This window comes from Hydrogenophaga sp. PML113 (genome assembly GCF_001777155.1).
Lineage (GTDB): Bacteria > Pseudomonadota > Gammaproteobacteria > Burkholderiales > Burkholderiaceae_C > Hydrogenophaga > Hydrogenophaga borbori.
This window is the reverse complement of sequence record NZ_MIYM01000006.1, coordinates 138,886-159,791: the sequence shown is the minus strand read 5'-3', so window position 1 is coordinate 159,791 and position 20,906 is coordinate 138,886. Positions and strand designations below refer to the sequence as shown.

Here is a 20,906-nt window from a genome sequence, read left to right as displayed (position 1 = left end):
CGGCGACCCGGGCCGCTCGGTGCGGCTCAGAGCTTGCCGTGCTGCGTGTCGCTGAGCGCGGCGAAGTCGCTCACCGCCTCGGGCGTGGGCATGGGCAGCTGGGGCTCCTTGGGGTGCCGCATGGTCGCGGCGGGCAGGGACGTGATGGCCTCGCGGAAGGCGCGCACCTCGTCCTCGCTCACGGCCTGCGCGGGCGCGCGGCTGGCGGACACGCTGGGGCGCGGGATGGAGGTGTCCGGCGCCTCGCGGCGCGTCTGCGCCGGCACCGCCGCGCGCAGTGCCTGCCCCACCTGCTCGGGCGTGGCCTTGCGGCGCCAGTACACGCCGCGCACGTCCATCACGTGCCGGCTCTTGGCGCTTTGCTGGATCCAGCGCTCGATTTCGAGCAGAAATTCGTCGGGCATGGCCTGGGCCGGCAGCGCCAGGTCCACCAGTGCGATGAAGGTGTCGCCGTTGGCGTCGAGGTTGAGCACCTTGAACGAGTAGCTGGTGGACAGCACGCCGCCCCGGATGAGCGATTCGCGCACCACCCCGAACAGCTGCTCGCGCCGCAGCAGGCGCCGGCCCCGCCGCGGCGAAATCAGTGGCATGGTGGTTTCGCGAAAGGCGTGGCGCGCGCGCGCGAAAGCGCCTTTGCCCGAAAACGGTTTGCGGGCCGACAACCAGTTCAGAAACGACATGTTGAGGGTGGAGATCACGTGGCGACGGGTTCGAGGAAGGTACGGGGCCGGAACACCAGGGAGCGGTCAGCAGCCATCGAGTGCCTCAGGTCACGGCCACGCGCTTGGGTTTGTTGTACATGCGCCGCGCCAGCACGGCCGACATGGCCACGGTCAGTTCCAGGGCGATCTGCGGATGCCGCACGCTCAGCTCGCGAAAGCGCAACGGCGTGAGGCACCAGAGCCGGCAGTCGCTGCCCGCGTTGACGGTGGCGCTGCGTGGCAGGTGACTGAAGAAGGCGCCTTCACCCAGCAGCGAGCCCGCGCCCACCACGGCGATGCGCACGCGCTCTTTCGCGTCCTCGTAGTGCACGGTGAGGGTGCCGCTCTCGACGAAGTAGACGGTGCGGTCCTTCACGCCCTGTTCGATGAGCACCTGGCCCTGCTGCAAGGCCACCGGCTGCATGTAGTTGGCCAGCGTCACCCAGTGCGCGTCGCTCAGGTTCAAGGGCACCGCGTCCAGGGCGCTGCTGTGGCGCATGGCCTGCGCCAGGTGCTGGATGTCGAAGCGCGCGGGGGCGGCGGTGGGGGCACTCATGCGCGAAGTGAACCGCAGCGCGGCGCCCGGCGCAACACCGGCGTAACCCATCCTTACAGATCGGTTCCCAGCGGCGCGGCACAACCCGTGAACGGTGGCACGGAAAGCTATTTGCCGATGCAAAAACGCGAAAAGATGACGCCCAGCAGATCGTCGGCCGTGAACTCGCCGGTGATTTCGCCCAGCGCCTGTTGCGCGAGGCGCAGCTCCTCGGCGAGCAGATCGAGCTGCGCGGCGGCCTCGCGCAGGCGCGCATCGGCCTGCTCCAGGTGCCCGTCGACGCGCGCGAGCGCCTGCAGGTGCCGCTCGCGCGCCATGAAGAGGCCGTCGCCGCCGGGCTGCCAGCCCGCGAGCCGCAGCAGGCGCTGGCGCAGCGCGTCCAGTCCCGTGCCGCGCTTGGCGGACAGGGCAATGTCATCGGGGCCCTGCGGCGCGCCGCCGGCCTGGTCGAGCTTGTTCCACACGTGCAGCACGGGCACGCCGGCGGGCAGGCCGCGCGCGATGTTGGCGTCGGCGTAGCGGTAGCGCGGCTCGCCCCAGCGCGTGAGGTCGTGCAGGAACAGCACCGCATCGGCGCCCCGGATGCGCTGCCAGGCGCGCTCGATGCCGATGCGCTCGACCTCGTCCACCTCGGGGCTGTCGCGCAGGCCGGCGGTGTCGGTCACGTGCAGGGGCACGCCCTCGATCTGGATGGTCTGCTGCACCACGTCGCGCGTGGTGCCCGCGATCGGCGTGACGATGGCCAGCTCGGCCCCCGCCAGCGCGTTGAGCAGCGAGCTCTTGCCCGCATTGGGCTGACCAGCGATCACCACCTGCAGGCCGTCGCGCAGCAGGGCGCCCTGGCGCGCCTCGGCGCGCAGCACGGCCAGCGCCTCGCGCAGGCGATCGAGCTGGCCCTGGGCGTCGGCCTTCTGCAGGAAGTCGATGTCTTCCTCGGGAAAGTCCAGCGTCGCCTCGACCAGCATGCGCAGATTCGTGAGCGCCTCCTGCAGGGTGTGCACACGCCGCGAGAACGCGCCGTCCAGCGAACGCGCGGCGCTGCGCGCGGCGGCCTCGGTGCTGGCGTCGATCAAGTCGGCCACGGCCTCGGCCTGCGCGAGATCGAGCTTGTCGTTGAGGAAGGCGCGCTCGGTGAACTCGCCCGCGCGCGCCAGCCGCAGGCTGGGCAGGGCGGTGGGTGCCACTTCCAGGCAACGCGCCAGCAGCAACTGCAGCACCACGGGGCCGCCATGGCCCTGCAGTTCGAGCACGTCTTCGCCGGTGTACGAGTGGGGCGCGGGGAACCACAAGGAGAGCCCGTGGTCGATGGGCTGGCCGTCGGCCCCGCGCCAGGGCCCGTAGGTGGCCTCGCGCGGCTTCAGGTCGCGCCCGAGCAGCGCGCGCACAAAAGGCGCCAGACCCTTGCCCGAGACCCGCACGATGCCTACGCCGCCCCGGCCGGGGGCCGTGGCGATGGCGGCGATGGGATCGGCGTGGTGCGGGAGCATGAAAAAGCGGGGGTGCGCCACCCCTTCACCGAGGGACACCGCGGAACCGGCTTCGCCGGGCCGCAAGTGTCGTCCCCCTGCATGGGGGAAGCCGCGCAGCGGCGCAGGGGCTTACTTGAACTTCGGCAGGTTGAACTTCAGCGGCACACCCATGCGGCGGTTGATGTGCGCCTGCTGCGCGATCGTCAGTACGTTGTTCGTGATCCAGTAGAGCACCAGGCCCGACGGGAAGAAGAAGAACATCACCGAGAACACCAGCGGCATCATCCACATCAGCTTGGCCTGCAGCGGGTCGGGCGGCAGCGGATTCAGCGCCGTCTGCACCATGGTGGTGATGGCCATCACCAGCGGCAAGATGTAGAACGGGTCGGGCGAGGACAGGTCGTGGATCCAGCCGATGAAGGGGGCGTTGCGCATCTCCACGCTGGACAGCAGCACCCAGTAGAGCGCGATGAACACGGGGATCTGGATCAGGATGGGGAAGCAGCCGCCCAGGGGATTGACCTTCTCCTCGCGGTAGATCTTCATCATCTCCTGCTGCATCTGCTGCGGGTTGCTCTTGAGGCGCTCGCGCATTTCCATGATGCGCGGGTTGATCGCCTTCATCTTGGCCATGCTGCGGTAGGCGCTGGCGTTGAGCCAGTAGAACGCCGCCTTGATCAGCACCACCAGCAGCACGATGGCCCAGCCCCAGTTGCCCACGAACCCGTGGATCTTCTCAAGCAGCCAGTACAGCGGCTTGGCCAGGATGGTGAGCCAGCCGTAGTCCTTGACCAGTTCCAGGCCGGGGGCCAGGGTCTCGAGCTTCTTCTCGTCCTGCGGGCCCACGAACAGACGCGCCTGCACGGTCTGCGACTGGCCCGGCGCGATGGCCGGCAGCGAGGCCAGGCTGCCCACGGAGTAGAGGTTGTCGGCCACCTGGCGCACGAAGTTCTCGCGCGCCACGCCGGCGTCGAGCAGCCAGGCGGTGGCGAAGTAGTGCTGCACCATGGCCACGTAGCCGTCGGTGGCGTTCTTCACGTAGGTGGCCTTGTCGCCCGCCACGTTCTTGAACTCGATCTTCTGGAACTTGTGCTCCGTCGTGTACACGGCGGGGCCGGTGAAGGTCGAGTAGAAGGGCGTCTGGCTTTCCACGGTGCTGCCGTCGCGCACCAGCTGGCGGTAGAGCTGCGGGCTGACCGGCGCACCGCCGACGTTGCGCACCTCATGCTGCACGCCGATGTCGTAGTGGCCGCGCTTGAGCGTGTAGGTGGTGATCAGTTGCACGCCGCCCACCTCGGCCGATTCGTAGCGCACCTGCAGCGAATCCTGGCCGTCAGCCAGGGCCGTGGGCGCGCCACCCACCAGCGCCATCGGCGTCTTGTGGGTGGGGAAGTTGCCACCCACCAGGCCGCTCTGCGCCACGTAGGTGCGTTGGGCGGTCTGCGACAGCAGGGTGAAGGGCGTCTTGATGTCGCGGTCGGCACCACCGGAGGCCTGCGCGTGCTTGAGCAGCTGCGCACCCACCAGGGCGCCGCCTTCGCTGCTGAAGCTCAGACGCAGGACGTCGGTGGTGACCTCGTGGCGCGTGGCCGCGGCCGGCGCGCTGGCTTCGGCGCCCGGCACCGCGCTGGCGCCGGCCGAGGCCGGATTGCTCGAGGCGCTGGGCAGCGACGCGTCGGCCTTTGGCGCGGGCGCGCCCTGGGCGGGCGCGGTCACGGCCGGCGGCGTGCTGCTGGGAAAGAACGTGGCGGGCTTGCCGTTGTGGATCTGCCATTTGTCCCAGATGAGGACCATGGCGAAACCGAACACCACCCACAGGATGGAGCGACGAATGTCATTCATGACGCGTTCTTGTTTTCGGGGTTTCGGGGGAGCAGGCGCGTGAACAGGCCGTCGGGCCGCTCGGCGGGCACCGGGTCGTGGCCGCCCTCGCACCAGGGGTGGCAGCGCGCCAGCCGGCCCAGCGTGAGCCGGCTGCCCGTGAGCGCACCGTGGCGCCGCAGCGCGTCCAGCGCGTAGGCGGAGCAGGTGGGTTCAAAGCGGCAGCCGCTGCCCAGCCAGGGACTGAGCAGCAGCCGGTAGCCCTGCACGAGGGCGATCAGCGCGCGGCGGGGCAGGTCACGCCACATGGCCGCGGGGCGGGTTGGGCGCGGACGCGCGCGACCACAGGCTGATCAGCTCGGCGCGCACGGCGCTGCGCAGCGCGTCGGATCGGGCGCTGATGAAGCGTTTCGGATCGAAGGCTCCGCGCAGGCGCACCACATGCGCGGCCACGGGCAAACCCGCCGCCGCTGGCGCGGTGGCGTAGATCTGGCGGCGGATGGTGTTGCGGGTGACCGCCCGGCGGGCCCAGCGCTTGGGAATCAGCACGCCGAGCCAGGGGTCGGCGACAGGAAACAGCGCGGCCTGAACCTCGGCCTCGTCAAGAACGAGGCGGTGGAGGGCGAAATGGGGGGTCTTGGCCACCGGGGCGCTGGCCAGCACAGCCTGGAACTGGGGCCGGGTCCGCAGCCGCTGGATCACCGGCGGGCGAGGCTGAACCGACTCAGACCGACAGGCGCTTGCGGCCCTTGGCGCGGCGGGCGTTGATGACCGCTCGGCCGCCGCGCGTCTTCATGCGCACGAGGAAGCCGTGGGTGCGGGCGCGGCGGATCTTGGAGGGTTGATAGGTGCGTTTCATGATGAGGGCTCTGAAATCGGGGAAACCCGCAATTATCGCCAGAAACCCCCCTTCGCGGCAAGCCAATGCGGATAGCCCTGTATCCGGCCGGCGCGGCGTCGGGCGCCCTGAGATCGCCCGGTGGCGCTTGTGGATAACTGCCGCGCGTGCCTACAATGCGCGCCCTGGGGCCACGCCCCTTGTCCACAACTACAAACCGTCTCCCGTCTTCCCGAATGTCCGAGGGCCCCCCCCCTTCTGCCGCGCTGCGCGACGACCGTTCGCTGTGGTCGGCGTGCATCGAACGCCTGGCCCAGGAAATCCCCGAGCAGCAGTTCAACACCTGGATCCGCCCCCTGAGCGCCACCGTCGCGCCGGACGATTCCAAGGTCGTCCTGGCCGTGGGCAACCGCTTCAAGCTCGACTGGATCCGCGCCCAGTACGCCCCCCGCATCAGCGCCTTGCTGGAAAGTGTTCGAGGCGCGCCCGTCACACTTGAGTTAGCGCTCGCTCCTCGCGAAGCCCCCGCGCGGACGATGCCCGCCAACCGCCCTGTGTTCGACGCACCAGCCGATTCCGTGCTCGCCGAGATGGCCGACGTGGCCCCCCTGGAGCCCGCCAGCGCGCCCAAGACGCGGCTCAACCCCTCGCTCACCTTCGGCTCGCTGGTGGAGGGTTCGGCCAACCGCATGGCACGCGCCGCGGCCATGCACGTGGCCGGCAGCCTCGGCCAGCTGTACAACCCCCTGTTCATCTACGGCGGGGTCGGCCTGGGCAAGACCCACCTGGTGCACGCCATCGGCAACCACCTGCTGGCCGAGCGGCCCCAGGCCAAAGTTCTCTACATCCACGCCGAGCAGTTCGTCTCGGATGTGGTTAAGGCCTATCAGCGCAAGACCTTCGATGAGTTCAAGGCCCGCTACCACTCGCTGGACCTGCTGCTGATCGACGATGTGCAGTTCTTCGCCAACAAGGACCGCACCCAGGAAGAGTTCTTCAATGCCTTCGAGGCGCTGCTGGCCCGCAAGAGCCACATCGTGCTCACCAGCGACACCTACCCCAAGGGCCTGGCCGACATCACCGAGCGCCTGATCTCGCGCTTCGATTCCGGCCTGACGGTGGCCATCGAGCCGCCCGAGCTGGAAATGCGCGTGGCCATCCTGATCAACAAAGCCGCCGCCGAGGCCGCCGTGATGCCCGAGGAAGTGGCCTTCTTCGTCGCCAAGAACGTGCGCTCCAACGTGCGCGAGCTCGAAGGCGCGCTGCGCAAGATCCTGGCCTATTCGCGCTTCAACCAGAAGGACATTTCCATCCAGCTGGCGCGCGACGCCCTGAAAGACCTGCTGTCCATCCAGAACCGGCAGATCAGCGTGGAAAACATCCAGAAGACGGTGGCCGACTTCTACAAGATCAAGGTCGCCGACATGTATTCCAAGAAGCGCCCGGCCAGCATCGCCCGGCCGCGCCAGATCGCCATGTTCCTGGCCAAGGAGCTCACCCAGAAGAGCCTGCCCGAGATCGGGGAACTGTTTGGCGGGCGAGACCACACCACCGTGCTGCACGCCGTGCGCAAGATCGCCGGCGAGCGCCAGCAGAACACCGAACTCAATCAGCAGCTGCATGTGCTGGAGCAGACCCTGAAAGGCTGAGCCCGCGCCAGGTGCAACCGCTGGTAAACAGCGTTCAAAAAGGGCGAGAATAGGGGGGTTTTGGCCCGCCGATCCCGCTCCGGGAGACACCTTCAAATAACGAAAGAGCCGCAGATGATCGTTTTCAAATCCTCGCAGGACAAGGTTCTGGCCGCGCTGCAGTCGGTCTCGGGCATCGTGGAGCGGCGCCACACCCTGCCCATCCTGGCCAACGTGCTGCTGCGAAAGACGGGCTCGCAGCTGCAGCTCACCACCAGCGACCTGGAAATCCAGATCCGCACCACGGCCGAGCTCGACGGCGACAGCGGCAGCTTCGCCACCACCCTGGGCGCGCGCAAGCTCATCGACATCCTGCGCACCATGCCGGGCGACCAGACCGTGAGCCTGGAGCAGACCGGGGGCAAGCTCATCCTCAAGGGCGGCAAGAGCCGCTTCACCCTGCAAAGCCTGCCGGCCGAAGACTTTCCGCTGGTGCAGGAATCGGCCAGCTTCGGCCCCGCGTTCAGCGTGCCGCAGAAGACGCTCAAGGGCCTGCTGGGCCAGGTGTCCTTCGCCATGGCGGTGCACGACATCCGCTACTACCTCAACGGCATCCTGTTCGTGGCCGAGGGCCAGCAGCTCAGCCTGGTGGCCACCGACGGCCACCGCCTGGCCTTCGCCTCCGCCACGCTGGACGTGGAAGTGCCCAAGCAGGAGGTCATCCTGCCGCGCAAGACCGTGCTGGAGCTGCAGCGCCTGCTGTCCGACAAGGACGGTGCCATCGAGATGCAGTTCGCGGCCAACCAGGCCAAGTTCAGCTTCGACGGCATGGAGTTCGTCACCAAGCTGGTCGAGGGCAAGTTCCCCGACTACAACCGCGTCATCCCCAAGAACCACAAGAACATCGTCACCCTGGGCCGCGCGCCGCTGCTGGCCAGCCTGCAGCGCACCGCCATCATGACGAGCGAGAAGTTCAAGGGCGTGCGCCTCAACGTCGAGCCCGGCACGCTGCGCGTGGCCTCGAGCAACGCCGAGCAGGAAGAGGCGGTCGACGAACTCGACATCGACTACGGTGGCGACACCATCGAGATCGGCTTCAACGTCACCTACCTGATCGACGCGCTGCAGAACATGGGCCAGGAGATGGTCCGTGTGGAGCTGGCCGACGGCAACAGCTCGGCCCTCGTCACCAACCCCGACGACAACGCCTTCAAATACGTTGTCATGCCCATGCGCATCTGAGCGCAGCGCTCCCGACCCGATATCGAGCCCGACCCGCTGAACAGCGGGTTTGGCGTTTCTAGCGATCGAGAAAGTTCCTATGTCCGACGAGTCCACGAGCCCCGAAAGCTCCAATTTCCAGCCCAAGATCGATCCGAACCAGGCCGGGGCGAGCGAGGGTTACGGCGAGGGCTCGATCCAGATCCTCGAAGGCCTGGAGGCGGTGCGCAAGCGCCCGGGCATGTACATCGGCGACACCTCCGACGGCACCGGCCTGCACCACCTGGTGTTCGAGGTGGTCGACAACTCCATCGACGAAGCGCTCGCCGGCCACTGCGACGACATCGTCGTCACCATCCACACCGACAACTCCATCAGCGTGGTCGACAACGGCCGCGGCATCCCCACCGGGGTGAAGATGGACGACAAGCATGAACCCAAGCGCAGCGCGGCCGAGATCGCGCTGACCGAACTGCACGCCGGCGGCAAGTTCAACCAGAACAGCTACAAGGTCTCGGGCGGCCTGCACGGCGTGGGCGTGAGCTGCGTGAACGCGCTCAGCAAGTGGCTGCGCCTGACGGTGCGCCGCGAAGGCAAGGTGCACCAGCTGGAGTTCGCGCGCGGCTTCGTGCAGAACCGCATCCTGGAAGACCAGAGCGGCATCGAGATCTCGCCCATGAAGGTGACCGGCGCCACCGAGAAGCGCGGCACCGAGGTGCACTTCCTGCCCGACACCGAGATCTTCAAAGAGAACAACGACTTCCACTACGAGATCCTGAGCAAGCGCCTGCGCGAGCTCAGCTTCCTCAACAACGGCGTGCGCATCCGCCTGCACGACGAGCGCAGCGGCAAGCAGGACGACTTCTCCGGTGCGGGCGGCGTGAAGGGCTTCGTCGAGTTCATCAACAAGGGCAAAACCGTCCTGCACCCGAACATCTTCCACGCCACGGGCGACCGCCAGAGCGACCAGGGCACCAACATCGGTGTCGAGGTGGCCATGCAGTGGAACAGCGGCTACAACGAGCAGGTGCTCTGCTTCACCAACAACATCCCGCAGCGCGACGGTGGCACCCACCTGACCGGCCTGCGCGCGGCCATGACGCGCGTCATCAACAAGTACATCGAAGAAAACGAGCTGGCCAAGAAGGCCAAGGTCGAGGTCAGCGGTGACGACATGCGCGAGGGCCTGTGCTGCGTGCTCAGCGTGAAGGTGCCCGAGCCCAAGTTCAGCAGCCAGACCAAGGACAAGCTGGTCTCCAGCGAGGTGCGCGGCCCGGTGGAAGACGTGGTGGCCCGCCTGCTGACCGACTACCTGCAGGAGCGGCCGAACGACGCCAAGATCATCTGCGGCAAGATCATCGAGGCCGCGCGAGCGCGCGAAGCCGCGCGCAAGGCGCGCGAGATGACGCGCCGCAAGGGCGTGCTCGACGGCATGGGCCTGCCCGGCAAGCTCGCCGACTGCCAGGAGAAAGACCCGGCGCTGTGCGAGATCTACATCGTGGAGGGCGACTCCGCCGGCGGCTCGGCCAAGCAAGGCCGCGACCGAAAGTTCCAGGCGATCCTGCCGCTGCGCGGCAAGATCCTCAACGTGGAGAAGGCGCGCTACGAGAAGCTGCTGAGTTCCAACGAGATCCTCACGCTGATCACCGCGCTGGGCACGGGCATCGGCAAGGCCGGCAGTGCCGGCGACGGCAAGAGCGGCGCCGACGATTTTGATGTGGCCAAGCTGCGCTACCACCGCATCATCATCATGACCGACGCCGACGTCGACGGCGCCCACATCCGCACCCTGCTGCTCACCTTCTTCTACCGCCAGATGCCCGAGCTGGTGGAGCGCGGCCACATCTACATCGCGCAGCCGCCGCTGTACAAGGTGAAGAGCGGCAAGGAAGAGCTGTACCTGAAGGACGCCGCCGCGCTCGACGGCTTCCTGCTGCGCATCGCGCTGAAAGATGCCAAGGTGATGACCGGCGGCGCGTCCAACGCCACCCTCGAAGGCGCCACCCTGGAAGAGCTCGCGCGCAAGCACCAGGTGGCCGAACACGTGATCGCACGCCTGTCGGCTTTCATGGACGCCGAGGCGCTGCGCGCCGTGGCCGACGGCGTGGCCCTCGGCCTGGACGACATGGAGGCCGCGTCCGCCAGCGCGCAGGACCTGCAGACCAAGCTGCGCGAGCTCAGCACCACCGGCGTGCCCGCCACGGTGACGGCCGAGTTCGACCAGCGCACCGACAAGCCCGTGCTGCGCATCAGCCGCCGCCACCACGGCAACATCAAGAGCAGCGTCATCACGCAAGACTTCGTGCACGGCGCCGACTACGCCGCCCTGGCCGAGGCCGCCAACACCTTCCGCGGCCTGCTGGGCGACGGCGCCAAGGTCATGCGCGGCGAGGGCGACAAGCAGAAGGAAGAGCGCGTGAGCGACTTCCGCACCGCCATGCAATGGCTCATCAGCGAAGCCGAACGCACCACCGCGCGCCAGCGCTACAAGGGCCTGGGCGAGATGAACCCCGAGCAGCTCTGGGAAACCACCATGGACCCCGAAGTGCGCCGCCTGCTGCGCGTGCAGATCGACGACGCGATCGAGGCTGACCGCGTGTTCACCATGCTGATGGGCGACGAGGTGGAGCCGCGGCGCGACTTCATCGAGACCAACGCGCTGAGGGCCGGCAACATCGACGTCTGACCGGCCTTGCGATCGCCGGCACCGCCCTGCCATGGATGTGACCGACTACCCCGAGTTGCCGCAGCGGGCGCGCATCGTGAAGATCGCGGCCCAGCTGTTCGCGCAGCGCGGGTACCACGCGGTCGGCATGAGCGACATCCAGGACGCGGTGAAGCTCGGCCGCGGGGCGCTCTACCACCACATCCGCAGCAAGGAAGACCTGCTGTACGACGTGACCCGTGAGTACATCACCGAGCTGGCCGACAGCGCGCTGCGCCTCAAGGCCGAGGAAAGCGACCCGGTCGCGCGGCTGACCCGGCTCGGCTCGGTCCTGGTGCACAAGGTGGCCTCGCACCAGGCCGAGCTGACGGTCTGCTTCCGGGACGTTCAGTCGCTCTCCACCGAACGCTGCAACGAGGTCATGGGCTGGCACGGCCGCTACGAACAGGTGTGGCGCGACACCATGATCGAAGGCGCGGAACAAGGCGTGTTCCGGCCCTTCGATGCGCTCGTGCTCAAGGGCGTGCTGGGCATGTACTACTACTGCTACCTCTGGATGAAGCCGCAACGGCCCGAGGGCGCACAGGCCATCGCCGAGCGCTTCAACGACCTGACGCTGCGCATGCTGCGCGCCACCTGACGCGGCGGGCCGCGGCCTGCACGGGTAAACCCCAGTGATCTTCCTTGGCGATTGCCGCCATAGTGACTTGTACCGATCGGTCGGTTGGTAGACATCCCACAACACCCCACTGGAGACAAGCCGTGAGCAAGGAAGACCCAGGCCAGCGCTTGGTGCGGCAGGCCCAATCGGAGCTGGCGACCACGCGGTCCATCACCCACCCGCGGCAACCCGCACGGCGACAGCTGTTCGCGCAGACGGCGGCGGCCGCCGCCGGCCTGGCGGGCCTGGCCGCGGTCGGCCCGGCCCGGGCCGCGCTGCCGGTGCCGCCATCCAACCTGCGCCCGGGCACGCCGATCCCCGAGAACGAATACGGCATGCCGTCCAAGTTCGAGGCGCACGTCAAACGCCGGCGCACCGACGTGCTGGTGAACAAGCAGAACTTTTCCGACTGGAGCTTCACGCCGGTCCACCAGCAGCACGGCATCGTCACGCCCAACGGGCTGATCTACGAGCGCCACCACAACGGGGTGCCGGAAATCGATCCGGAGCAGCACCGGTTCGCCATCCACGGCATGGTCCGCCAGCCGCTGGTGTTCACCATGAGCGACCTCATGCGCTACCCCTCGGTGTCGCGCTTCTACTTCATGGAATGCTCGGGCAACGGCCTGACCGACTGGCTCAAACCGGCCTCCAAGACCGTGCAGCAAACGCACGGCCTGCTCTCGTGCACGCAATGGACGGGCGTGCCGCTGTCCGTGCTGCTGGACGAGGCCGGCGTCGACCCCAAGGCCACCTGGGGCCTGGCCGAAGGCGCCGATGGCTCGGCCCACGCCCGCAGCCTGCCCATCAAAAAGCTGATGGACGACGCCCTGCTGGTGTACGCCACGGGCGGTGAAATGCTGCGCGCCGAGAACGGCTACCCGCTGCGGCTGTTCATCCCCGGCTGGGAGGGCAACGTCAGCATCAAGTGGCTGCGCCGCCTGAAGATGGGCGACCAGCCCTGGCACCTGCGCAGCGAAACCGCGCGCTACACCGACCCCATGCCCAACGGCAAATGGCGCCAGTTCAGCTTCGCCATGGAGGCCAAGTCGGTGATCACCTCGCCCTCGGGTTCGATGAAGGTGCAGCGCGGCCCGGTGGAAATCATCGGCTTCGCCTGGTCGGGCCTGGGCAAGATCCGGGCGGTGGACGTCACCGTGGACGGCGGGCGGACCTGGCGCCAGGCCGAGCTGGAAGAACCGGTGCTCGACAAATGCCTGACGCGCTTTCGCCTGCGCTGGAACTGGGACGGATCGCCCGCCAAGATCGCCAGCCGCGCGGTGGATTCGACGGGCTATGTGCAACCCACCGTGGAAGACATCCAGAAGGTGCGCGCCATCACCGGCTTCGTGCAGCACCACAACGGCATCTTCCCGTGGACCATCAACACCGCCGGGGAGGTGAGCAATGCGATCGCTTAACACCCTCGTTCCCCTGGGCTGCGCCATGGCCTGCGCCTGGCTGCTGGCGGGCAGCGCGCAGGCCGCACAGCCCACACAGCCCAAGGGTCCCGGTGCGCACGCCACCGCGGCGCCGGCGGTCAAGGCCGCGTTCGGCCAACCCATTACCGAGGCCGAACTGGCCAGCTGGAACATCGACATCCGCACCACCGACGGCGCGGGCCTGCCGGACGGCAGCGGCACCATCGCCCAGGGACAGGCGGTGTACGACGGCAAGTGCGCGTCCTGCCACGGCGCCAAGGCCGAGGGCGGCATCATGTTCGGCACCATGGTCGGCGGCATCGGCTCCTTTACCACCGAACGCCGCCTCCTGACCCCGGGCAGCATGTACCCGTTCGCACCCGTGCTCTTCGACTACGTGCGCCGGGCCATGCCGCTCACCCAGCCGCAGTCCCTGAGCAACGACGAGGTCTACGCCGTCACGGGCTACATCCTGCACCTCAACGGCCTGCTGCCGGCCGACGCTGTGGTGAACGCCACCACGCTCAAGGCGCTCAAGATGCCCAACCGCGACGGCTTCATCGTCGACGACCGGCCCGACACCAAGGCCGTGCGTTGCATGAAGGACTGCAAGGTTTTGAGATGAAGTACTGAGCGACTGGCCTCGTGGGTGCAAGGCCCACGGGGCCACGGTGAGTACCGCTCATCCCCGTCGCGTCAGCCCCGCCGCGCGAACCCCAGCCGCGACCCCAGGATCACGCTCGCCAGCCCCAGCGCGTGCCACCCCGTCAGCGCCTCGCCCATGAAGGCCACCGCGAAGGCCACGCCGAAGATCGGCACCCAGTAGAAGCCCATCGCCGTGCGCGCGATGCCCAGGCGCGCGATGGACAGGTTCCACACCAGGGCCGCCACGCCCGTGGCCAGCATGCCCGAGTACAGCACCAGCGACCAGGTCGTCAGCGAGGCCTGGGCCAGGTCCGACAGGCGCGCCTCGGGCGACAGGGCCGCGTGCAGCACCAGCAGCGTGGCGCCAATGACGTGCACCACCCAGCTGATCTGCAGCGCCGTGAAGGCCCGGGACAGGCGCTGCACCGCGATGCCGCCCGAGGCGAAGCACACCACCGAGGCGATGATGAGCGCGTCGCCCCAGGAGCCGCCGCCCAGCTGCGCGCCCGGCCGGTTCAGCACCACCAGGGCCACGCCGGCAAAGCCGATGGCCACGCCGGCCAGGCGGCGCGCGCCCAGGCGTTCGCGAAAGACCAGGGCCGCCAGCAGGGCCGACACCAGCGGCCCCAGCGACATGATCAGGGCGCCGTTGGTGGCGGTGCTGCGCGCCAGCCCGGCCGAGAACAGGATCTGGTTGCCATAGACCATGACCAGCGCGCAGCCCGTGAGCGCGAGCAAGGCGCGCGCGCTCAGCACGGGCAGGCGCTCGCGCCGCAGGAACAGCAGGGCCGTGAGCGCGAGCGCCGCGACGACCATGCGCACGGCCGCCACGGTCAGCACGTCGAGCGAGCCCGTGAGCGCCTTCACCACCGAGAGGTTGACGCCCCAGATGGCCATGGCGCCCAGCAGCAGGGCGTAGGCGCGCCGGCCTTCGCCGCCGCCGTTCAGGCCCGCGTGGGAGGACGCTCCGCTCGCCGCGCCGCCGGCCACGTCAGCCCACCACCACGTGGCGCTCGACCAGGAAGGTGGTGATCTCGGCGATGAACTCGCGCGCGTGCGACATCAGGGTCTGGCCTTTGGGCGAGGCAAAGGCCTGGTCCAGCGAATCGGTGTCGTCGAACCAGAGCTCGACGATGCCGTCGATGGGCCAGGCCTCGCGCGACACCGGGTGGCCCTTGGGCGCCTCGCGGCCCACGATGAGGTTCTGCCGGTAGCCGCGCACGCCGGCCACGCGCTTCACCAGGTGGGCGTGCTCCTGCCGCCATTCGCGTTGGAATTCCTCGGCCGAGACGTCCTCGCGCCGGCGCAGCAGCGACATGCGTTTGAGCAGCGGGCGGCCCGCGTCCGGTGATATCACCTCCATCTGGTCGATGGTGACGATGCGCAGGTCGCCGATGAAGCGCTGCTCGTCGGCGATGAGCGCTTGGCCGGCGTCGGTCCGCAGGGCCTCGCGCATGGCGGCTTCGCTGTCGAACCAGAGCATGGAAAAGCCGTCGAGCCGCTCCGGCCCGCGCGGGTAGCTGAAGCCGCGCTGCTGGCTGTCGACGACGGGGTTTTGTTCGTAGCGGCGCAGGCCGGGCAGCTGGGCCGCCAGGGCGCCGTGGTGCCCGCGCCAGTGGCGGCGGAAGTCCTCGTCGCTCCAGCCCGCCTGCTTCTGGATCAAACCCGATCGCACGATCATGGAACAGTCCTCCGGGTGGGGCGCGCTCAGTGCGCGCCGAGGTAGGCGGCTTTCACCTTGGGATCGTTCAACAGCTGCGCGCCCGAACCTTGCAGGGTGATGCGGCCGGTCTCGAGCACGTAGGCGCGGTCGGCCACGCCCAGCGCCTGCTTGGCCATCTGCTCGACCAGCAGGATGGTCAGGCCCGATTCGCGCAGCTGGCGGATGGCGTTGAAGATGTCCTTGATGATGAGCGGCGCCAGGCCCAGCGAGGGCTCGTCGAGCAGCAGCAGGCGCGGCTCGCTCATGAGCGCGCGCGAGATGGCGAGCATCTGCTGCTCGCCGCCCGAGAGCGTGCCCGCGAGCTGGTCCTGGCGTTCGCGCAGGCGCGGGAAGCGCCCGAACTCGCGCTCGATGGAGCGCATCACGCCGGCCTTGTCCTGGCGGCGCGCGTAGGCGCCGAGCATCAGGTTCTCGCGCACGGTCTGGTCGGGGAAAACGCCGCGGCCCTCGGGCGACAGGGCCACGCCCAGGCCCACGCGCCGGTGCGGCGCCAGGCGCGTGCAGTCGGTGTCGGCGATGCGGATGCTGCCGCCGGCGGCCGGCTCCAGGCCGGCGATGCAGCGCAGCAGGCTGCTCTTGCCCGCGCCGTTGGCGCCGATGATGGCGATCACTTCGCCGGCCTTCACTTCCAGGCTGACGCCTTTGACGGCCTGGATGGCGCCGTAGGCCACCTCGAGCTGATCGATCTTGAGCATGTGGTGTTCCCTCAGGCCGCCGACGGGGCGGCCTCGTCCTCGACGCCGAGGTAGGCCTCGATCACGCGCGGGTTGTTCTGGATCTCGGCCGGCTTGCCTTCGGCGATCTTGATGCCGTAGTCGAGCACGATGACGTGGTCGGAGATAGACATGACCAGGTCCATGTGGTGCTCCACCATCAGGATGGAGATGCCGCAGCGCGCGATCTTGAGCAGCAGTTGGCCCAGCTCGGCGGTCTCCTGCGGGTTGAGGCCGGCCGCGGGCTCGTCGAGCAGCAGCAGCTGCGGTTCGGTGGCCAGGGCGCGCGCCAGCTCCACGCGGCGCTGCAGGCCATAGGGCAGGCTGCCGGCGGGCGAATGGGCCAGGGGCAGCAGGTCCACCAGCGCCAGCAGCTGCAGCGCGCGCTCGGTGGTGCGCGCCTCTTCGCGCCGCGCCGATGGCAAGGCCAGCAGCGAGGCGAAGAAGCCGTTGCGCATGCGCGTGTGGTGGCCGAGCTTGACGTTGTCCAGCACCGAGAGCTCGGCGAACAGCCGCAGGTTCTGGAAGGTGCGGCCCATGCCCAGCTGGCAGATGGCGTGCGCGGGCCGGCCGCCGAGGTTCTGGCCCAGGAAGCAGATCGTGCCCGCGCTGGGGTCGAGCACACCCGTGACCATGTTGATCATGGTGGACTTGCCGGCGCCGTTGGGGCCGATCAGCGCGTGCACGTGGCCGCGCTGCAGGCGAAAGCTCACGTCCTGCGCGGGCTTGACGCCACCGAAGGACTTGGAGACGTTCTCGATCACCAGCAGGTCGCCCGTGGCGTCCTCCGAGGCCGGGCGGTAGGCGCGTGGCTGGCTGTCCAGCGGCGGCTCAGGCGTTTTGCGCCAGCGCGCGAACACGGCGTTCAACAGCCCCATCACGCCGCCCGGCATGGCGTACAGCGCGAACAGCAGCAGGAAACCGTAGAGGAAGTGCTGCGCGGCGGGCCAGCGCGCCAGGGCCGCGTCGATGGCGGTGAGGATCACCGTGCCCACCAGCGGCCCGTACTGGGAGCCCGCACCGCCGAACAGCACCAGCAGCAGGATGAAGATCGACAGGTGGAAGGTGATGAAGTCGGAGTTGATGTACTGGTTCTGCTGCGCCACCAGCGCGCCCGCGATGCCGCAGGTGACGGCGGCGACCACGAAGGCGATGACCTTGGCGCGGTAGACCCGCACGCCCACCGAGGACGAGGCGATCTCGTCGGCCTGCAGCGAGAGCAGGGCGCGGCCGAAGCGCCCGCCCACCAGGTTGCGCAGCAACAGGTGGGTGATGGCGCACAGCGCGACCGTGAGCCAGACCCACTGCTGCGTGCTCAGCGGGTTGTCGCCCCAGGTGAGCGGGCGGATGCCATAGACGCCCTGCGCGCCGCCGAACACCTCGGTCCACTCGCTCACGAGTTTTTCCACCACGATGCCGAAGGCCAGGGTCACCATCGCCAGGTAGGGGCCCTTCACGCGCAGCGAAGGCAGGGCGATGAGCACGCCGAACACGCCCGAGACCACGGCCGCCAGCGCCAGCGCGATCCAGGGGCTGATCTCGGTGCGCGTGGTCAGCAGGGCCACGGCGTAGGCGCCGGCCGCGAACAGGCCGGCCTGGCCCAGCGACTTCTGGCCCGCGTAGCCCACCAGCACGTTCATGCCGGCCGCGCACAGGTAGTACACGCCCATCATGAACAGGATGCGCAGGTAGTAGTCGTTGTTCAGCGCGAAGCTGAGGCCGACCACCAGGGCCACGGCCAGCAGCACGCCGGCGATGTGCGGGACACGGGTCATGGGACGACTCGGTGCGCTGTGCGCTGCGATGCGAGCCCCTTCGGGCGGCCGTGCGGGGCTCATACCTTCTCCACCGTGCGTGCGCCGAACAGGCCGGTCGGGCGGAAGGCCAGCACCAGGATGACGAGCGCGAAGATCGCCACCTCGCGCCACTGCGCCTGCCAGAGGTTCACCATCGACTCGATGACGCCCAGCGCAAAGCCGCCGATGACGCAGCCGCGCGGGTTGCTCAGGCCGCCGATCATGGCGCCCGAGAAGCCCTTGAGGCCCACGGTCAGGCCCATGAAGAGCGAGGCCTGGGCGATGGGCGCCAGCAGGAAGCCCGAGAGCCCCGCGAGCGCGGAGCTGACGACGAAGGCGATCACCATGATCGCCTTGGTGTTGATGCCCATGAGGCTGGCGACGGCGCCGTTGGCGGCCACCGCGCGCATGGCCTTGCCGAGCAGGGTGCGGTTCATGACGAAGTCGAAACCGACCATCACCACCACGGCCAGGCCCAGCATGAGCAGCTCTTGCGGCCGCACGCCCACGCCCATGAAGCGGATGATGTGGTCGCCCACGGGGCTGGGCACCACCACGGGCTTGGGGCCCCAGATGGCCAGGCCGATGCTCTGCAGGATGACGCCGAAGCCCAGGGTGCTCATGACCCAGGCCATGCCGGGGCGCCCGGCGAAGGGCCGCACGCCGATGGCGTAGAGCAGCCAGCCCAGCAGGCCCATGACGCCCAGGGCGCCGAGCAGGGCCATCAGCTGCGCCGCGGCGCCGGGCTCGGCGTCGCCGAAGCTGGTGGCCGTCAGCGGTTTGCCGATGGCGAGGAACAGCACGCTCATGCCGACGAAGGCGCCGGCCGACACGAACTCACCGTGCGAGAAGTTGAGGGTCTTGGTGGTCGTGAAGGTAACGCTGAACCCCAGCGCGACCAGGGCGTAGGCACCGCCCACGCACAGCCCGCTGAGAACCGCCTGCAAGAGCGCTTCTGTCATGTCTGTCTCCGGGAGAAGGGCGATCGGACCATCGCGGGCCCGATCGCCCGGCCGCTCACTGCTTGAAGTCCGCCGCGGTCAGGGATTTCAGGATGGGGTCGCTGTAGGGCAGCAGCTTGCCGTCCTTCCAGCGGATCCAGACGAAGTCCTCGGCGGTCAGCGCTTCGCGGTCGGTCTTGCTGAAGGGCTTGTTGTAGGTCTTGAGCACGCCCTGCACCGGGGCCTTGAGGTCTTCCAGCGCGGCGCGCACGGCGGCGCCGTCGGTGCTGTTGGCCTGCTTGGCGGCGGCGGCGTAGAGCAGCACCGAGTCGTAGCCGTGCAGCGCGAAGGAGAAGGCGCTCGGGGCCTTCAGTTTCGAGCCGATGCGGTCGTACAGCTTCTGCTGCGCGGGCGTCTTCTCCTCGCTCACGGTGCGCATGAAGATGGGCTTCTCGGCCAGGGTCTTGCCGGCGGCGTCATAGAAGGTGATGTTGTCCGCCGCCCACGAGGTCAGCGTGAGCGGGAAGTAGTTCACCTTCTCCATGCTGCGCACCAGCTGGGCGATGGGCGTGCCCTGGGCCCAGACGACCACGGTGTCCACACCGGCGGCCTTCATCTTGTTGAGCTGCGAGGTCATGTCGGTGTCGCCGACGCCGAAGTGCTCGGTGGCGACGATCTTGATGCCCTGCTTCTCGGCCAGCTCCTGCATGTCCTTCAGGCCGCCCTGGCCGTAGCCGGTGGTCTCGGCCATCAGGCCCACGCTTTTCGCGGCGCTGTTCTTCTTCACGTAGGCCATGAGCGCGGCCACCTGCTCGCGGTCGACCATGGAGACGCGGAACATGTAGTTGTCGCCCGAGCCCATGGGCGCGGTGATGGCGGTGCCCGAGCCCACGTTGCCGATCACCGGCACCTTCTTCTGGTTGGCGATGTGCTTCCAGGCCATGGCGTTGCCCGAGTTGGTGGGGCCGAACACGGCGACCACCTTCTCGTTGTCGATCAGGTCGGTCATGTTCTGGATGGACTTGGGCGGCGCCGAGGCGTCGTCGCGCACCACCAGCGCCAGCTTCTTGCCCAGCACACCGCCAGCGGCGTTGATGTCGGCGATGGCCGCCTCCATGCCGATGACGGCGGCCTGGCCGCTCTGCGCCGAGGGCGAGGCCGAGAGGTCGCCGTTGTAGCCGAGCTTGATGTCCTGGGCCTGGGCGCCGCCCGCGAAGGCCGCGAGGGCGATGGCCGACAGCGCGGCGCCCCAGTAACGCTTGATGTTCATCTTTCTTGTCTCCTGTGGTCGATTGAGGTGGCGGGAAGGGTGGCTGGGCGCGGGTGTCACACCGCGAGGAAACCGCCGTCCACCGGCAGCGTGATGCCGGTGACGTAGCGGGACATGTCGGAAGCCAGGAAGACGATCGGACCGACGAGGTCCTCCGTCTGGCCCACGCGGCCCATGGGGATGCGCGTCATGAAGCCCTGCAGGCGCGACGGGTCCTCGCGCGTGGCGGCGGTCATGGGCGTTTCGATGACGCCCGGCGCCAGCGCGTTGACGCGCACGCCGAAGGGCGCGAGCTCCTGCGCCAGCGACTGCGTCAGCAGCTTGATGGCGCCCTTGGAAGGCGCGTAGCCGAGCGAGGCGCCCTGGCCCGCGTAGGCGGCGATGGAGGCCATGTTGACGATGCAGCCGCGCGTGGCCTTGAGGGCGTCGAGAAAGGCGTGCGTGACGTTGAAGGTGCCGTGCACGTTCACGTCCAGGGTCTTCTTGAAGTTCTCGGCCGCGCGCGGGCTGGCGGTGGTCTCGCGGATGATGATGCCGGCGTTGTTCACCAGCAGGTCGACGGCGCCCACCTCGTGAGCGACCCGGGCCGCGAGCTCGCGGCAGGCCTCGGCCGAGGTCACGTCCAGCGCGAAGGACCAGGCCTCGCCGCCGGCCTCGCGCACCAGGCGCGCGGTTTCTTCCACGGCCACGGCGTTCATGTCGGTGGCGACGATGCGCGCGCCGGCCTGCGCCAGGCCCAGGCAGAAGGCCCGGCCGTTGCCCTGGCCGGCGCCGGTGACGAAGGCCAGGCGGCCCTGCAGCAGGCGCGGCGCGAGCGTGTCGGGGTAGGTGGGCATG

General features: G+C 68.7%; 20 protein-coding genes. 6 read left to right on the top strand and 14 right to left on the bottom strand.

What is annotated here, in order from left to right; translation table 11 throughout:
* Positions 1-26 precede the first annotated feature (26 nt).
* The 7 genes from BHU06_RS13470 to rpmH all read right to left on the bottom strand — a co-directional run bounded on the left by BHU06_RS13470 (position 27) and on the right by rpmH (position 5,406).
* Entirely contained in the window at positions 27-590 is a 564-nt protein-coding gene (locus tag BHU06_RS13470) for a hypothetical protein (RefSeq protein ID WP_204743728.1), read from the bottom strand.
* 175 nt (positions 591-765) lie between these two features.
* Positions 766-1,257: a Crp/Fnr family transcriptional regulator gene (locus BHU06_RS13465; protein ID WP_070399863.1), complete on the bottom strand. Its 492-nt coding sequence runs from the start codon at positions 1,255-1,257 to the stop codon at positions 766-768.
* A gap of 107 nt (positions 1,258-1,364) precedes the next feature.
* Positions 1,365-2,744, bottom strand: a complete 1,380-nt coding sequence (gene mnmE / locus BHU06_RS13460; protein ID WP_070399862.1) for a tRNA uridine-5-carboxymethylaminomethyl(34) synthesis GTPase MnmE — start codon at positions 2,742-2,744, stop codon at positions 1,365-1,367.
* 111 nt (positions 2,745-2,855) lie between these two features.
* Positions 2,856-4,568 carry a membrane protein insertase YidC gene (gene yidC, locus BHU06_RS13455; protein ID WP_070399697.1) on the bottom strand — a complete coding sequence of 571 codons (1,713 nt, stop codon included), beginning with the start codon at positions 4,566-4,568 and terminating at the stop codon, positions 2,856-2,858.
* Positions 4,565-4,855 (bottom strand): membrane protein insertion efficiency factor YidD, encoded by a 291-nt coding sequence (gene yidD, locus BHU06_RS13450; protein WP_239478212.1) that lies wholly within the window; start codon positions 4,853-4,855, stop codon positions 4,565-4,567. The genes yidC and yidD overlap by 4 nt, the downstream gene beginning before the upstream one ends.
* Entirely contained in the window at positions 4,845-5,246 is a 402-nt protein-coding gene (locus tag BHU06_RS13445; RefSeq protein ID WP_070399861.1) for a ribonuclease P protein component, read from the bottom strand. Before BHU06_RS13445 ends, yidD begins: the two co-directional genes overlap by 11 nt.
* 25 nt (positions 5,247-5,271) lie before the next feature.
* On the bottom strand, positions 5,272-5,406 hold the full coding sequence (gene rpmH / locus BHU06_RS13440; protein ID WP_070399696.1) for a 50S ribosomal protein L34: 135 nt from the start codon (positions 5,404-5,406) through the stop codon (positions 5,272-5,274).
* 215 nt (positions 5,407-5,621) lie between these two features.
* Between rpmH and dnaA the strand changes: the two genes are divergently transcribed.
* From dnaA to BHU06_RS13410, 6 genes are all read left to right on the top strand, one after another.
* Positions 5,622-7,034, top strand: a complete 1,413-nt coding sequence (gene dnaA / locus BHU06_RS13435; RefSeq protein ID WP_070399695.1) for a chromosomal replication initiator protein DnaA — start codon at positions 5,622-5,624, stop codon at positions 7,032-7,034.
* A 114-nt stretch (positions 7,035-7,148) separates the two neighbouring features.
* Entirely contained in the window at positions 7,149-8,255 is a 1,107-nt protein-coding gene (gene dnaN / locus BHU06_RS13430; RefSeq protein ID WP_070399694.1) for a DNA polymerase III subunit beta, read from the top strand.
* A 79-nt stretch (positions 8,256-8,334) separates the two neighbouring features.
* Positions 8,335-10,920 carry a DNA topoisomerase (ATP-hydrolyzing) subunit B gene (gyrB, locus tag BHU06_RS13425; protein ID WP_070399693.1) on the top strand — a complete coding sequence of 862 codons (2,586 nt, stop codon included), beginning with the start codon at positions 8,335-8,337 and terminating at the stop codon, positions 10,918-10,920.
* 31 nt (positions 10,921-10,951) lie between these two features.
* Complete coding sequence (locus tag BHU06_RS13420; RefSeq protein ID WP_070399692.1) at positions 10,952-11,539, top strand: TetR/AcrR family transcriptional regulator; 588 nt, start codon at positions 10,952-10,954, stop codon at positions 11,537-11,539.
* A gap of 122 nt (positions 11,540-11,661) precedes the next feature.
* On the top strand, positions 11,662-12,981 hold the full coding sequence (gene soxC / locus BHU06_RS13415; protein ID WP_254668173.1) for a sulfite dehydrogenase: 1,320 nt from the start codon (positions 11,662-11,664) through the stop codon (positions 12,979-12,981).
* Positions 12,968-13,606 (top strand): c-type cytochrome, encoded by a 639-nt coding sequence (locus tag BHU06_RS13410; protein ID WP_254668172.1) that lies wholly within the window; start codon positions 12,968-12,970, stop codon positions 13,604-13,606. The genes soxC and BHU06_RS13410 overlap by 14 nt, the downstream gene beginning before the upstream one ends.
* Before the next feature lie 71 nt (positions 13,607-13,677).
* Here the strand turns inward: BHU06_RS13410 and BHU06_RS13405 are convergent, their stop codons facing one another.
* From BHU06_RS13405 to BHU06_RS13375, 7 genes are read right to left on the bottom strand one after another with little or no spacing between them, the layout of a single operon-like run.
* Positions 13,678-14,616: a DMT family transporter gene (locus BHU06_RS13405; RefSeq protein WP_239478217.1), complete on the bottom strand. Its 939-nt coding sequence runs from the start codon at positions 14,614-14,616 to the stop codon at positions 13,678-13,680.
* 1 nt (position 14,617) lies between these two features.
* Entirely contained in the window at positions 14,618-15,307 is a 690-nt protein-coding gene (locus BHU06_RS13400) for an EthD family reductase (RefSeq protein ID WP_070399690.1), read from the bottom strand.
* A 26-nt stretch (positions 15,308-15,333) separates the two neighbouring features.
* Positions 15,334-16,044, bottom strand: coding sequence for an ABC transporter ATP-binding protein (locus tag BHU06_RS13395; RefSeq protein WP_070399689.1), 711 nt, complete (start codon positions 16,042-16,044; stop codon positions 15,334-15,336).
* Positions 16,045-16,055: 11 nt separating this feature from the next.
* Complete coding sequence (locus tag BHU06_RS13390) at positions 16,056-17,837, bottom strand: ATP-binding cassette domain-containing protein (protein WP_070399688.1); 1,782 nt, start codon at positions 17,835-17,837, stop codon at positions 16,056-16,058.
* 59 nt (positions 17,838-17,896) lie between these two features.
* Entirely contained in the window at positions 17,897-18,820 is a 924-nt protein-coding gene (locus tag BHU06_RS13385; RefSeq protein WP_070399687.1) for a branched-chain amino acid ABC transporter permease, read from the bottom strand.
* A 55-nt stretch (positions 18,821-18,875) separates the two neighbouring features.
* Positions 18,876-20,069 carry an ABC transporter substrate-binding protein gene (locus BHU06_RS13380; RefSeq protein WP_070399686.1) on the bottom strand — a complete coding sequence of 398 codons (1,194 nt, stop codon included), beginning with the start codon at positions 20,067-20,069 and terminating at the stop codon, positions 18,876-18,878.
* A 56-nt stretch (positions 20,070-20,125) separates the two neighbouring features.
* A complete protein-coding gene (locus BHU06_RS13375) occupies positions 20,126-20,905 on the bottom strand; it encodes an SDR family NAD(P)-dependent oxidoreductase (protein WP_070399685.1) in 780 nt (259 codons plus the stop codon).
* Position 20,906: the final 1 nt, after the last annotated feature.